General features: G+C 71.4%; 12 protein-coding genes. 4 read left to right on the forward strand and 8 right to left on the reverse strand.

Translation table 11 applies throughout. The features are described from left to right. Window positions 1-33: 33 nt before the first annotated feature. Together NIE111_RS19365 and NIE111_RS19370 are read right to left on the reverse strand one after the other, a co-directional pair. Window positions 34-639, reverse strand: coding sequence for a response regulator transcription factor (locus NIE111_RS19365; RefSeq protein WP_238685723.1), 606 nt, complete (start codon window positions 637-639; stop codon window positions 34-36). After that, window positions 636-1,790, reverse strand: coding sequence for a sensor histidine kinase (locus NIE111_RS19370; RefSeq protein ID WP_238685724.1), 1,155 nt, complete (start codon window positions 1,788-1,790; stop codon window positions 636-638). Before NIE111_RS19370 ends, NIE111_RS19365 begins: the two co-directional genes overlap by 4 nt. Window positions 1,791-1,922: 132 nt before the next feature. Here NIE111_RS19370 and NIE111_RS19375 point away from each other — a divergent pair, with 132 nt between their 5' ends. Together NIE111_RS19375 and NIE111_RS19380 are read left to right on the forward strand one after the other, a co-directional pair. Next, window positions 1,923-2,852: a hypothetical protein gene (locus NIE111_RS19375; RefSeq protein WP_238685725.1), complete on the forward strand. Its 930-nt coding sequence runs from the start codon at window positions 1,923-1,925 to the stop codon at window positions 2,850-2,852. Window positions 2,853-2,957: 105 nt separating this feature from the next. Further along, complete coding sequence (locus tag NIE111_RS19380) at window positions 2,958-4,691, forward strand: DEAD/DEAH box helicase (protein WP_238685726.1); 1,734 nt, start codon at window positions 2,958-2,960, stop codon at window positions 4,689-4,691. Between the two features lie 94 nt (window positions 4,692-4,785). On the opposite strand, the gene NIE111_RS19385 is transcribed toward NIE111_RS19380, so the two are convergent. From NIE111_RS19385 to NIE111_RS19405, 5 genes are all read right to left on the reverse strand, one after another. Next, window positions 4,786-5,910 carry a right-handed parallel beta-helix repeat-containing protein gene (locus NIE111_RS19385; protein ID WP_238685727.1) on the reverse strand — a complete coding sequence of 375 codons (1,125 nt, stop codon included), beginning with the start codon at window positions 5,908-5,910 and terminating at the stop codon, window positions 4,786-4,788. A 163-nt stretch (window positions 5,911-6,073) separates the two neighbouring features. Beyond that, complete coding sequence (locus NIE111_RS19390; protein ID WP_238685728.1) at window positions 6,074-6,478, reverse strand: DoxX family protein; 405 nt, start codon at window positions 6,476-6,478, stop codon at window positions 6,074-6,076. A 130-nt stretch (window positions 6,479-6,608) separates the two neighbouring features. Beyond that, complete coding sequence (gene lon, locus NIE111_RS19395) at window positions 6,609-8,939, reverse strand: endopeptidase La (protein ID WP_238672220.1); 2,331 nt, start codon at window positions 8,937-8,939, stop codon at window positions 6,609-6,611. Between the two features lie 139 nt (window positions 8,940-9,078). Further along, window positions 9,079-9,948 carry a manganese catalase gene (locus tag NIE111_RS19400; RefSeq protein WP_238685729.1) on the reverse strand — a complete coding sequence of 290 codons (870 nt, stop codon included), beginning with the start codon at window positions 9,946-9,948 and terminating at the stop codon, window positions 9,079-9,081. 83 nt (window positions 9,949-10,031) lie between these two features. Then, window positions 10,032-10,763, reverse strand: coding sequence for a sensor histidine kinase (locus NIE111_RS19405; protein ID WP_238685730.1), 732 nt, complete (start codon window positions 10,761-10,763; stop codon window positions 10,032-10,034). A 98-nt stretch (window positions 10,764-10,861) separates the two neighbouring features. Here NIE111_RS19405 and NIE111_RS19410 point away from each other — a divergent pair, with 98 nt between their 5' ends. Next, a complete protein-coding gene (locus tag NIE111_RS19410) occupies window positions 10,862-11,470 on the forward strand; it encodes a response regulator (RefSeq protein ID WP_238685731.1) in 609 nt (202 codons plus the stop codon). 144 nt (window positions 11,471-11,614) lie between these two features. Continuing rightward, window positions 11,615-11,962 (forward strand): histone-like nucleoid-structuring protein Lsr2, encoded by a 348-nt coding sequence (locus NIE111_RS19415; protein WP_088989485.1) that lies wholly within the window; start codon window positions 11,615-11,617, stop codon window positions 11,960-11,962. A gap of 126 nt (window positions 11,963-12,088) precedes the next feature. On the opposite strand, the gene NIE111_RS19420 is transcribed toward NIE111_RS19415, so the two are convergent. Then, window positions 12,089-13,378, reverse strand: coding sequence for a hypothetical protein (locus NIE111_RS19420; RefSeq protein ID WP_238685732.1), 1,290 nt, complete (start codon window positions 13,376-13,378; stop codon window positions 12,089-12,091). Window positions 13,379-13,609: the final 231 nt, after the last annotated feature.

The raw sequence follows: 13,609 nt of genomic DNA on the forward strand, positions 1-13,609 counted from the left end.
GCGACCCTCCTGCTCGGCGGACGCCAACCGAAGTCAGAGCCAGCCGTTGTCCCGGGCGGTACGGACGGCCTCGGCCCGGTCGGCGGCGCCGAGCTTCTGCACGGCGGCGGAGAGGTGGTTGCGCACGGTGCCGGTGGACAGGTGCACCCGACGGGCGATCACCGCGACCGGGGCACCGACCTCCACCAGCCGCAGCGTCTCCAGTTCCCGAGGGGTCAGCGGGCACGGGGGCAGGGTCAACGCGTCGGCGGCCAGCGACGGGTCGACGTAACGCCCTCCGGCGTGCACCCGGCGGATCACGTCGGCGAGCGCCCCACCCGGCGAGCCCTTGGGCAGAAACCCTCGGGCGCCGGCGGTCAACGCCTGGCGCAGGTGCCCGGGGCGGCCGTGCCCGGTCAGCACGACCACCGCGCAGTCGGGTCGGACCCGGGTCAGCTCGGCGGCTACCGCGATGCCGTCCAGGCCGGGCATCTCCAGGTCCACCACTGCCACGTCCGGGCGGTGCGCCAACGCCGCGGTGACGGCCGTGGACCCGTCAGCGGCGTGTGCCACCACCTCGATGTCCGGTTCCAGGGCGAGCAGCGCGGCGACGGCGACCCGGATCAGGTCCTCGTCATCGGCGAGCAGGACGCGGATCACGACGTCGCCGGCACTGTGGCTTCGAGGGTGAAGATCGCGTCCTCCCGGCGTACCCGCAACTCGCCCCCGGCAGCGGCGAGCCGGTCGGCCAGCCCGCGCAGGCCGTGGCTGTGCGCGTCCGGGCCGCGGTCGTCGGCGCCGTCGTTGGCCACCGTCATCCTGGCCACGTCATCCTCCCGTTCGATGCGGATCCGGCACCAGTCGGCCCGACTGTGCCGCAGCACGTTGGTGCTCGCCTCGCGCAGCACCGCCGCCAGCTCGATGGCGGCGGGCTGCGGCAGGTCCACCGGCAGTGGCAGAACCGTGCACCGCACCCCGCAGGAGCGCAGCACCCCCACCACCGCGGTGAGCTGTTCGTCGAGATCGACGGCCCGATAGCCGTGCACGGTCTCCCGTACCTCGCTCAGCGCGGAGGCGGCCAACCGTTGCACCTCGGCGGCCTCCCGCGCGGCCCGTTCCGGGTCCGCCGGGGCGAGCCGGGCGGCGAGTTCGGCCTTCAACGCGATCACCGTGAGGCGGTGCCCCAGGACGTCGTGAACGTCGCGGGCGAAGCGCAGCCGCTCCTCGGCGGCGGCCAGCCGGGCCTGGGCGGCCTGGCCCTGCCGGGCCTCCACGAGCAGGTCCCAGAACCAGACCTGGAGCCCGTTGACGGCGGCCACCGCCGCGCCGATCCCACCGGTCACGGCGAGGTGGCGCGGAACGGAACCGCCGGTCCACAAGGCCACCGTCACCGACACCGCCAGGACGCCGACCGCGACCCCCAGCGCGGCCCGCCACCGCACCAGCAGCGGCGTCATGCCGATCAGCGCCGCACCGAGCCAGGCCCACGTCGGCCAGCTGCCGGCCGCCACCGGGCCCACCAGCGGAACGGTCAGCACGGCCACCCCGACCAGGCTCAGCTCGGCCCGAGCCCGCCAGCGCGGGTCGAGCCACGGCGTCACGGCCGCGTACAGGACGACGGTCTGGGCGATCACGAAGGCGAGGATGCCGACCGCGCCGACAGTCACCCGGCCGGGGTCGGGCTCGCGGGTCAGGCCGACCGCCGGTAGCAGGACGCTCGCCCAGACGCCGGTGGCCAGTGACACCAGCGTCGCCCGCCGGGCGCGGCGCAGCCGGCGGTCCGCCCGGGGAGTCACCGCCTCGCTCGCCACGCACCGATCCTAGGACCGCCCGGCGCACTGTCCACCCGTGCGAACTGTCACGGTCGTGCCGTGCGGCCCGCACGGTTTTCCCGTGACGAACGGGTCTGCCGGCCACACCGGGCGCACCGGCAGGGTCGAGGCATGGAAAACACCCGGATGTACGCGGACAGCCTCACCGCCGTACCGTCGCCCGCGCCCCTGCCCATCGACGAGCCGACCCCCTCGGCCCCCACGCCGGCCACGGCGACACCGACCGCCGCGGCACCGGCCAGCAGCAGGCGGCGGCTGCTGTGGCATCTGGGTGAGATGGCAGTGGCGATGGTCGCCGGGATGCTGCTGCTCGCACCGTTGTGGGAGCTGGCCGGCGCCGCTCTGGGCGTCGGCGACGCACTGGCCCGGCCTGAGGTCGCCGCACTGGTGATGGCCACGAACATGACCGTCGGGATGACGGTGGGGATGCGCTACCGGGCGCACCGCTGGCACGCGGTCGGCGAGATGGCCGCCGCGATGTACGTCCCGTTCCTGCTGCTGCTCGTGCCGTTCTGGGCCGGCCTTATCGACGCCGACGCGCTGCTGCTCGGCGGTCACCTGCTGATGATTCCCGCGATGGTGCTGGTGGCGGTCCGACACCGACACGAGGCGTCGGCGCCGGTACGCCGACACCGGATCGTGGTGGCGCTCGCTCGCCACTGGCCGACCGGGTTGGCGCTGCTGCTGACCGTTGACATGTGGGTCGACCCCGGTGTGCTCAGCCCGTGGACGATGCTGGTGTTGCCCGGCGGCTACCTGCTGATCGGCATGGTTCGCCGCACGCTGGGCGGGCGGGGCGTGCTCGCCACCCAACTCGCCGGTCTGGCCGTCTGGGTCACCCTGACGCTGGTCGCGGTGCTGGCCGGCGGGCGGACCGCCGACTGGCTGGTGGCGTTCGGGTGGTTGGCGCACGCCGGTTGGGACGTGGTGCACCACCGCAACCGCCGGGTGGTGCCGCGCGGCTACGCCGAGTTCTGCGTGGTGCTCGACGTGGCCCTCGCCGCGGTGATGGTGCTGGCCATCCTGACCACCGACGCCTGACCCAAGCCGCCGCCGGGATCGTGGAACAGCCGCAGCACGAGCCCGAAGACAGCTCTTGTGGCGGTCGCCGCAACGGCCCGGACGGCGTGATGAAAGGCTTGGCACATGAGTTCCGCACCTGCACAGCACGACGCACCGATCGACGCCACCCCCGACGGCACCGACGAGGTGAGCGCCTTCACCGAGCTCGGGCTCCGCGCCGAGCTGCTGGGCGCCCTCGCCGCCCTCGGGTACGAGGAGCCGACCCCCATCCAACGGGAGGCTATCCCACCGCTGCTGGAGGGTCGGGACCTGCTGGGTCAGGCGGCCACCGGCACCGGCAAGACGGCCGCGTTCGCGCTGCCGCTGCTGAACCTCATGGCGGCACACCGCCAGGGCGGCGACCCGGTGGCGCTGGTGCTGGTGCCGACCCGGGAGCTTGCGGTACAGGTCTCCGAGGCGTTCCACCGCTACGGCAAGGACCTGGGCGCGCGGGTCCTGCCGATCTACGGTGGGCAGCCGATCGGGCGGCAGTTGCGGGCATTGGACAGCGGTGTCGACGTGGTGGTGGCCACCCCGGGCCGGGCCCTCGATCACATCGCCCGGGGCACCCTGCGCCTCGGTGGGTTGGCCACGGTGGTGCTCGACGAGGCCGACGAGATGCTCGACATGGGCTTCGCCGAGGACATCGAGGCAATCCTGGAGCACGCTCCGGCGCAGCGTCAGACGGTGCTCTTCTCGGCCACCATGCCGTCGCGCATCGACGGGATGGCCCGCCAGCACCTGCGCGAACCGGTGCGGATCGAGATCGGCCGGGAGCAGCAGGTAGCGGGTGAGGCGCCCCGGGTGCGGCAGAGCGCGTACATCGTGACCCGGGCGCACAAGCCGGCCGCGCTGGGTCGGGTGTTGGACGTGGAGTCGCCGACCGCGGCGATCGTGTTCTGCCGCAGCCGGGAAGAGGTCGACCGGTTGACCGAGACGATGAACGGTCGGGGCTACCGCTCCGAGGCGCTGCACGGTGGCATGAGCCAGGAGCAGCGCGACCGGGTGATGGGCAGGCTGCGGGCGGGCACCGCCGACCTGCTGGTGGCCACCGATGTGGCGGCCCGTGGGCTGGACGTCGAGCAGCTGACCCACGTGGTCAACTACGACGTGCCGTCCGCCCCGGAGTCGTACGTGCACCGGATCGGTCGGGTGGGTCGGGCTGGCCGCGAGGGCGTGGCGATCACCCTCGCCGAGCCGCGTGAGCACCGGATGCTCAAGACCATCGAGCGGGTGACCGGCCAGCGGATCACCATCGACAAGATCCCCACCGTGGCCGACATGCGTACCCGGCGGCTGGAACTGACCCAGGCGGCCCTGCGGGAGAGCCTCCTCGAGGACGACCTCGACCCGTTCCGGGTGATCGTGGAGACGCTGACCGACGAGTTCGACCTGATGGAGGTTGCCCTCGCTGCCGTGAAGCTGGCCCATGAGGTGACGTCGCCGGGCTCCGACGACGAGGAGGAGATCCCGCAGGTTCCGGTCCGTGGGCCGCGCGAGGGTCGACCGGAGGCCGGCGGCCGGGGCGGCGACCGGCGGGGCGGGGGCCGGCCACGCTCCGGCGGCGGCAACACCGTCCAGGTCTTCGTCGGCCTGGGTCGACGCGCCGGGGTACGCCCGCAGGATCTGGTCGGCGCGATCACCGGGGAGACCGGCATCCGCGGCCGGGACATCGGCTCGATCGAGATCGCCGACCGGTTCTCACTCGTGGAGGTGCCGCAGGGGGTGGCCGACGAGGTCATCTCCGGGTTGCGCTCCAGCACGATCAAGGGCCGCAAGGCCACAGTGCGCCGCGACCGCGGCGGTGACGAGCGCTGAGCACGACGTCGGCGACCGCCGGAGCACGACGGTCGCCGACGACAGGTCCGGCGAGGCGGCGGGAGAACCGTGAGCAGTCGCCGCCCCACCGGTGCTAGTCGATGTTTCCGTCGACCACGTTGTTGGCGCCGGCCAGCGACGCGCCACCGGACCGGTGGTCGTACGCCCGCATCACGTTGTTGGTGACGATCCAGTTGTTGCTGGTGCCGACAGTCACGATCGGTCGGTCCTGGCGGCGGGGCGTCGCGTCGTCGTAGAACTGGTTGCCGATCACCTGGCACAGGCCTGCGTCACGGCCCAGGATCCCGTTGGCGCCGTTGTCGTGGATGTCGAGCCCCATGATCCGGGTACGTGCGGATGAGGAGACCTCGATGCCGTTGGTGGCGTTGCGCCACAGCCGGCCGCCGATGAACTGGGTCCCCCAGACCCGCCGCAGGTCGGCGCCGCTGCCGGTGCCACTGGTGCCGTTCGACTCCAGGTAGACGTTCTGGAAGATGTTTCGATGGGCGGATTCGCGCAGCTCTACGCCGTTGCCCCGACAACCCCAGACGTGCAGGTTGTCGAAGAAGCAGGCACTGTCCAGCAGCCGCATCCCGGTCTGGCACTCACCGACCCAGACGTTGAGGAACTCGTTGTCGTACGCGACCTTGTTCACGAGGATGCCGACGCCGAGGCAGTCCTCGATGTTGATATCGGTGATCTTGTTGGCGTGGGCGCTGGTATCGGCGTCAGTGCCGAGGAACTCGATGGCGTGGCTGCCCGAGTTGCCGAAGTGCAGGTGGTGGAAGGTCGACCGGGGGCCGCGGACTGTCAACAGCACGTTGGAGGTCCGCATGCCGTAGAAGTGCACGTTGGAGATTTGGTTGTACTTGCCGCTCGAGACCAGACGACCGGTGTAGCCCGGAGCCGGCTGGATGATCGCCGCGCCGATGTTCTCGCCGGTCCAGGTCACGCTCGTCGGGAAGCGGACCTCCGACCCGAGACCGAGTGCGCCCACCGGTTGGAAGATCTCCCCACCACCGGCCGGTAGCAGGTTCAGCGCGGTGGTGACCTTGTCCGACTCGTCACTGCCGTCGAGCCGACAGCCGACCCTGGGGTCCCGGAGGCTGAGCGGGGCCTCCCGCACGGTCGTGACGGGCGGTGATCCGCCGTGTTCAGCAGCGGCGAGGGTGGCCACCGTCGTGGCCACCGCGGCGCCCGCGCCGCCAGCGAAGAGCAAGCGCCGTCCCAACCGTCGGCCCGGTGGACCTGACCGTTGTGGCACTGCCGGCGGTCCCGCATCAGGTGCGCTCACGATCGGTTCCATGCCTCTCCCCCGTTGAGTGCCACCTCGAGCGGCGGGCGGACTCCACTGTGCATTGTCGCGCGCCGGCCGGCACGGATCAGAGGGCGTACGGGCCGAAACGGCCCCAGGCCACCACGGCGGCGAGGACGAGCAGCACAGCGCAGGCGACCGCGCCCTGGATCTCGGTGCGACGCCCCTCCTGGGTGGCCTGCTGTTTGCGGGCGCGCAGGTGCACCAACATGCCGCCGATCATGACGATGACCAGCCCGACGGCGGCGAGTGGAGTGAGCACTGTGGCGATGCCGGTGGCAGCGGGCAGTACGAGCCCGGCGGCGGCCAGCAGCTCGACCGCGCCGAGCGACTTGACCTGTGACGGCGGCACCGGGTCCACCCACCGCATCACGTCGCGCAGCTTGTCCTTGGGCTGGCTCAGCTTGGCCAGCCCGACGCCGGCGAAGACGGCGGCGAGCAGGATCTGAATGATCCAGAGCACCACGTTCACGGGGGTTCCTCCAGGGGGCCGCCTCGCGGCGGAGAGGTGGTTGACGGTGCAGACGAGACAGTAGACCTGCCCGGCGTACCGAAAGGGCCCCCGCCGTCGGAAGACGGAGGGGGCCCAATTGGTCGGAGCGTCAGACCGCGAAGAGCGCCGGACCGTCCAGCGTCTTCACGTCGGCCGGGCGCAACGCCAGGGCGAGCACGTCGGCCACGTCGGCCAGGGTGTGCACTGTCAGTGCCTCGCGCACCTCGGTCGGCAGGTCGTCCAGGTCGGGCTCGTTGCGCGCCGGGATGATCACCTCGGTGAGGCCGGCCCGGTGCGCCGCGAGCAGCTTCTGCTTCACCCCACCGATCGGCAGCACCCGACCGGAGAGCGTCACCTCACCGGTCATCCCGAACTCGGGGCGGACCGGGCGACCGGTGACCAGCGACGCCAGGGCCGTGACCATGGTGATGCCGGCGCTCGGACCGTCCTTGGGCACCGCGCCCGCCGGGAAGTGGACGTGGATCCGGCGTCCCGCGAGAGCGTTCGGGTCGATGCCGAACCGCCGCCCGTTGGAGCGCAGGTAGGAGAGTGCGATCTGCGCCGACTCCTTCATCACGTCACCGAGCTGGCCGGTCAGGGTCAGCCCCGGCTCACCCTCCATGCTCGTCGCCTCGATGAAGAGCACGTCCCCACCGGCGCCCGTGACGGCCAGACCGGTGGCCACGCCGGGCACGGCGGTACGCTCGGCCGATTCCGGTGTGAACTTCGGCCGACCCAGGTAACCGGTGAGGTTGTCGGTGCCCACGCGTGCCGGGGTCGGGTCCGTCGCCAGCGTCACCGCCACCTTGCGCAGGATCTTGGCCAGAGCCCGCTCGAGCTGCCGGACGCCGGCCTCCCGGGTGTACTCCCCCGCGATCAGCGCGAGAGCCTCGTCGGCGACGCTGACCTCGTCGACGGTCAGCCCGGCCCGCTCCCGCTGCCGGGGCAGCAGGTGGTCGCGGGCGATGGCGACCTTCTCGTCCTCGGTGTACCCGTCCAGGGTGACCAGCTCCATCCGGTCCAGCAGGGGGCCGGGGATGGACTCCACCACGTTGGCGGTGGCCAGGAAGAGCACGTCGGACAGGTCGAGGTCGACTTCCAGGTAGTGATCCCGGAAGGTGTGGTTCTGGGCCGGGTCGAGCACCTCCAGCAGGGCGGCGGCCGGGTCACCGGCGTAGCCGGCGGCCAGCTTGTCCACCTCGTCGAGGAGCACGACCGGGTTCATCGAACCGGCCTCGCGCAACGCGCGGACGATCCGACCGGGCAGCGCCCCCACGTAGGTGCGCCGGTGCCCGCGGATCTCCGCCTCGTCGCGGACGCCGCCGAGGGAGACCCGGACGAAGTTGCGCCCGAGCGCCCGCGCCACGGATTCGCCGAGGCTGGTCTTACCCACCCCGGGAGGACCGGCGAGGGCGAGCACCGCGCCGGAGCCGCGACCGCCGACCACACCGAGGTTGCGCTCGGCTCGCCGGTTGCGCACCGCCAGGTACTCCAGGATGCGGTCCTTGACGTCGGACAGGCCGGCGTGGTCGGCGTCGAGCACCGCCCGAGCCGCGGCCAGGTCGGTGTTGTCCTCGGTACGCGTGCCCCACGGCATCTCGAGCACGGTGTCCAGCCAGGTACGGATCCAGCCCGCCTCCGGGGAGGCGTCGCTGGCCCGCTCCAGCTTGCCGACCTCGCGCATGGCAGCCTCGCGTACCTTCTCCGGCAGCTCGGCGGACTCGACGCGGGACCGGTAGTCGGCGGAGCCGTCCGGCTCGTCCTCGCCCAGCTCCTTGCGGATCGCGGCGAGTTGCTGGCGCAGAAGGAACTCGCGCTGGGACTTCTCCAGCCCCTCGCGGACGTCACTGTTGATCTGCTCGGTGACCTCCTGCTCGGCCAGGTAGTCCTTCACCCAGCCGACCAGCAGCTCCAGCCGGGCGGTGACGTCCGGCGCGGCGAGCAGCTCGGTCTTCTGCTCCAGCGTCAGCCAGGGCGCGTAACCGGCCGAGTCGGCCAGCTCGGAGAGGTCGGTCATCCGCTCCACGGCGTCGATGACCTGCCAGGCGCCCCGCTGTTGGAGCACTGAGGTCACCAGGGCGCGGTACTCGCGGGCGAGTTCCCGGGCCCGACCGGCGTGGGCGGGTTCGTCGAGTTCGGTCGCCTCGACCCAGAGAGCGGCGCCGGGACCGGGCACGCCGGAGCCGATCCGGGCCCGGGACAGGCCACGGATGACGGCGGCGGGCTCACCCTCGGGCAGCCGGCCGACCTTCTCGATGGTGGCGACCACGCCCACCGGGCCGTATTCGCCGTCGATGCGCGGCACGGCCAGCAGCTTGCGGTCGCCGGTCGCACGCGCCGCGTCGATAGCGGCCTGGGTGGTGGGGTCGAGGGTCACCGGGATGACCATCCCGGGCAGCAGCACGGCGTCGGTCAGGGGAAGTACCGGAAGAGTTGCCATCGAACACCTGCCATCGCGTTGAGTTGAGCGTGTCTCACTCAAGTAACAAAGCGTTCCCCTTGTTCCGCTCTGTGACCCAGACCACTCTTCTCCCGGTCCGTCGGGTCGCCCGGGACCGGCGGGCGACCCGACAAGCACCTCAGGTGAGCTTGCTCTTCACCGCGTTCACCACCGAGCCGGCCACTCCGGGGTTGGTGCCGTACAGGCGAGGGTCACCCGGAGGCAGCACCGGTTCCGGCGCGTTCGCCAGCGGGTTGTCGTCGTACCGGAACTCGCCCTTGCCGTCCGGTGAGGGCCCGGACGCCCAGCGCCCCTGGGCGGCGTCGGTGCCCGAGGAGAAACCCAGGTAGGTGTAGCCGTACTCCTCGGTGAACTCACCCGAGTCCGGGAACGCCTCCGGCACCGGCATCTCCTCCAGCCCGTCCTCCTTGAGCTGCTCGATCGCCGCCAGCCACATGTTCTGGTGCATCGTGTCGCGGGCCAGCAGGAAGCGCAGCATCTGCTTGACGCCCGGGTCGTCGGTCATGTGGAACAACCGGGCGACCTGGAGCCGACCCTGCGCCTCGGCGGTGACGTTGAGCTGAAAATCGGCCAACAGGTTGCCGCTGGCGGTGATGAACGCGCCGCTCCACGGCACCCCGTTGGAATCGGTGGGCAGGGCCCCACCACCACCGTGAATGAAGTGCGCCGGGTTCTCACCGGCGTAGGTCGCGGCGCCTCCGGGGTCCTCCGCGATCCCCTCGGTCAGCGACAGCGGCGCGTTGTCCAACAGCCGGGTGATCATCGTGACGATCATCTCGACGTGGCCCATCTCCTCCGTGCCGACGTCGAGCAGCAGGTCCTTGTACTTGCCGGGCAGTCGGCAGTTCCAACCCTGGAAGAGATACTGGTTGGCGACAGTCATCTCGCCCCACTTGCCGCCCAACACCTCCTGCAAACGACGGGCGAACGCCGCGTCCGGGCCGTCCGGCTTGGCTTCGAACTGCAGATCCTTGACGTGGCTGAACATCCAACCTCCTCGGTACCGGAAACAGCTAGCGAGGCCGTTCCCGCCCCGCTGACCCGAGCGGGCCAACCGGTGTCCCGCTCGGGTCAGCGCACCGGGCGAGCCACCGGCAGCAGCACCTCCAACGCCACTCCACGGGGCCGTAGCCGGTGCGCCCGTAACGCTCCCCCGTCCGTCGCGACGAGCTGCCGCGCGATCCACAGACCCAGACCGGACATCCCGACGGCCGGCGCCGGACGCCGCAGCGCGACCAGCAGCGCATCATCGACCCGACCCTCGTCGGTGACCAGGATGCTCAGGCTGGGGCCGCGCACTGTCGCGTAGAGCCCGACCTGTCCGTCCGGCGGGCCGTGCCGCAACGCGTTCTGCACCAGGTTGACCAGTACTTGACGGGTTCGTCCGGCCGGTACCGGGCAGGAGGCCGCCCACCGGGTGGCCCGCGCCCGCCGGCGGCCGACCGGCACCAGCGCGGCGGCCTCCCGCAGGATGCCCGCCAGCGCGACGGCCGGCTCCGGTTGCGGAGTCGGCGTCAGCACGCCGGTGCCGGCGGCCGCGTCAAGCAGCAGGCTCTGCAGGTGGGCAGCCTGGTCACGGGCCAGCTCAGTGAGCGCCCGCCGGTCGTCCCCGGTCAGCTCCTGACGCTCGTCGGCCAACGCGCGAGTCAGCGAGGTCAGGGTGCTGATCGGCGTCCGGAACTCGTGGCACAACACCCGCAGCAGCAACTCCGAATCGGCAGCCGTCGGTTGTTTCCTGCCCGGTGTCGGCTCAATCGGGCGCAACCCTCGCAGCAGGTCCCGCAGACCGTGCCGTACGCGCATCCACCCGACTCCCCTCGTTCGGTGCGAACCCGCATGATCGGTACCCGCTGGGGAACGGCGCAGACATGCCGGGAGCCTCCACCTTGCGACTCGTCGTCGTGGACGATCACCCTCTTTTCGTCCGCGGCCTGGAGTTGCTGCTCCCGATCACCACAAACGGCCGCGCCGAGGTCATCGCCTCGACCGGCGACGCCGCCGCGGCGGCGGCCCTGGTCAGCAACTGCCGCCCCGACCTGGCCCTGGTCGACCTGCACATGCCGCCGCCGGGCGGCATCCGGGCGGTGGCCGCGATCCGGCGGACCACCCCACGGGTACGGGTGGTCGCGATGTCCGGTTCCGCCGACGCCGGGCCAGCGGTGGAGGCGCTGCGGGCCGGCGCGGAGGGGTTCCTGCCCAAGACCAGCGAACCGGAGGAGCTGCTGCCACCGCTGCTGGCGATCCTCGACGGCTGGGCAGTGCTGCCGGCCGAACTGCTGCGCGCCATGCTACGACCCACGCGCTCCCCGCCCGTCGACCTGGACAGCGAGGAACGGCGGCTGCTGCGGGGAATCGCGTCCGGCCGCAGCACCGTCGACATCGCCGAAGAACTGCACGTCTCCGAACGGACGGTGAAACGGATGACCGCCGCGTTGCTGCGCAAGTTGCGGGTCTCGAACCGGGCCGAGGCGGCTGCCGTCGCCGGCCACAGCGGCATCCTCGGGGAATGACGCCTCGACACCGAACCGATTCACGGTTTTGCTCGGTAACAGAATCGCGACGCGCCGAATGAATGGAAGGCATATTGTTGCGGATTACCGGGGTGGTAGGTCAGACTTTGGACACATCCCGCCGCACACAGGGAGTAATCGGCAATGGCGAGAAAAGTAATCACGGTCCTGACCGACGACCTCGACGGTGGGAAGGCCGACCGAACGGTTGAGTTCAGTCTCGACGGCGTGGCCTACACGATCGATGTCTCCGACGAGAATGCCGGCGTCCTGCGCAAGGCGCTCGATCCGTACATCAATGCGGGTCGGCGGATCGGGCGCGGCCCGGTGGAGAGCGCCCGTTCAGTCCGGCGACCGGGGCGACCCGCCGGCGCGGGAATGGATCGGGAGCAGAACCGGGCCATCCGGGAATGGGCCGTCAAGAACGGCTACAAGATTTCCGAGCGCGGCCGGATCCCGGTTGAGGTCGTCGAGGCGTACAAGAGCCGCTGACGCGACTCGACGGGGCCCCGCCGGAAACGGCGGGGCCCCGTCGTTTGTCCGGGCACCCAAAGTGAGGCGGTGGCCGACCACCCCGGGTTGTCGCCCCGGGTGGCCGGCCACCGTTGGTAGGTCAGCTCAGTTGACGTCGATGCGCACCGAGTCGAAGGCGGGGGTCTGGTTGGCCCGCTCCATCATCGGCAGGCGGTGCGAGCCGTCACCGGCCCAGACGGAGCACTGGGCGGTACCGGACTCCGGCAGGCCCGGAATCTGGATCGTCACCTCGTCGGGCTGGGCCCCACCGCGGCCGTCCTCGGTCGCGACGAAGAACGCCGGCACCTCCTGCGGCTCCGGCGGAGCGGTCAGGCTGTCCAGCATCCGGCACGCGGTGTGGAAGTGACCGCGGACCAGGCCCTGGTCGTTGAGGAGCGAGCTCTCCACGTAGTAACCACCCTGACCGGCGGCCAGGAATCGGTCCCGGACCAGGTTGCGGGTGCTGACCCGCAGGGTGAAGGGCTGGTTCTGGCCGACCTGCTCGGGGAACTGGGTGATCAGCAGCGACGGGTTGTTGGCCGCCGCGCCGACCTCACCGAATTCGGTGCTCACGCAGCGGTTGCCGTTCTGGAAACCGTCGTGCGGCTGGAGCCGGCTCTCGTCGCAGTCGTTGGCGAGCACGCCGAGCCCGGCGCCGGGTGCGGTGCCACCGCCGTTGTTCCCGCCACCGTTGTTGCCACCGCCGTTGTTGCCGCCACCGTTGTTGCCGCCACCGGGGGTGGTGGTGGGCGTGGTGCCGCCGCCGTTGTTGCCGCCCGTGCCGCCGGTGGGCTGCACCTGGCACTCGGCGAGCTGCGCGAGGCCCTGCGGCCGAGGTCCGGCCCGGTCGATGGCGGTCGTGATCCGGTCCAGCACGGCGCGGCGCTTGCCGGCCAACGGCTGGAGGATCGCGTTGCGGATGAACGCCTCACCCTTGTTGCCCTCGGCGGCGAGCCGGCGGTCCGCCTCGGCGATCTGGGTCTGCAACTGGGCGAGGTTGCGGTCCACCTCGGCTCGCGCCCGGTTCGGCACCTGCGGCAGCTTGGCCGCCACGTCCGGACAGGCGATGGCCGTGCCGGTACCCACAGTGCCGTCCTTGCCGTCCTCGCACTCGGGGACCGACTGCTGTCCGTCACCCCAGTGGTTACGCACCCACCGACCGTTCTGCCAGGTCCGGCTGGTCGAGCCGCCACCGGTCGGCGCGGTCGCGCCCGGGCTCGGCTCCACGCACTGCCCGGAAGCCGGACGTGGCTTATTTGTCCGCCGGTCCTGGGCCGACGAAATCTGAGTCACGGCGACAACTCCGCCGAAGACCGCGAGCGTGCCGACAACTGCCAGCAGACGCTTGCTCCGCGCGTTGCCGGAAGGCCGGCGCGCCCGAGTGGACCTGCGCATCGAATTGCTCTCCTTCTCGATCCGGTAGTGGATTTCTGCCCTCGGCGGACCGACGGATGTGAGGTGGCACGCCGCGGTGGCGACCCACCGTGACCTACCAGGTAATGCGTCGATGGCCGACGATGCCCTTTCCGCACCGTCTCCCGCGCCCGGTGGACGCGGATGGGGAGATCCTGTTCATTCGCGCAGGAGTACGGGGCGGCGGCCGGGAAGGTTCAACAGACGCACAGG

This window comes from Micromonospora hortensis (assembly GCF_022230935.1).
GTDB classification, from domain to species: domain Bacteria; phylum Actinomycetota; class Actinomycetes; order Mycobacteriales; family Micromonosporaceae; genus Micromonospora; species Micromonospora hortensis.

Bases quoted from the DNA above. Each gene is read 5' to 3' on its own strand.
- NIE111_RS19375 (WP_238685725.1), top strand. From the start codon at position 1,923: ATGGAAAACACCCGGATGTACGCGGACAGCCTCACCGCCGTACCGTCG.
- NIE111_RS19380 (WP_238685726.1), top strand. From the start codon at position 2,958: ATGAGTTCCGCACCTGCACAGCACGACGCACCGATCGACGCCACCCCC.
- lon (WP_238672220.1), bottom strand. From the start codon at position 8,939: ATGGCAACTCTTCCGGTACTTCCCCTGACCGACGCCGTGCTGCTGCCC.
- NIE111_RS19400 (WP_238685729.1), bottom strand. From the start codon at position 9,948: ATGTTCAGCCACGTCAAGGATCTGCAGTTCGAAGCCAAGCCGGACGGC.
- NIE111_RS19405 (WP_238685730.1), bottom strand. From the start codon at position 10,763: ATGCGCGTACGGCACGGTCTGCGGGACCTGCTGCGAGGGTTGCGCCCG.
- NIE111_RS19415 (WP_088989485.1), top strand. From the start codon at position 11,615: ATGGCGAGAAAAGTAATCACGGTCCTGACCGACGACCTCGACGGTGGG.
- NIE111_RS19420 (WP_238685732.1), bottom strand. From the start codon at position 13,378: ATGCGCAGGTCCACTCGGGCGCGCCGGCCTTCCGGCAACGCGCGGAGC.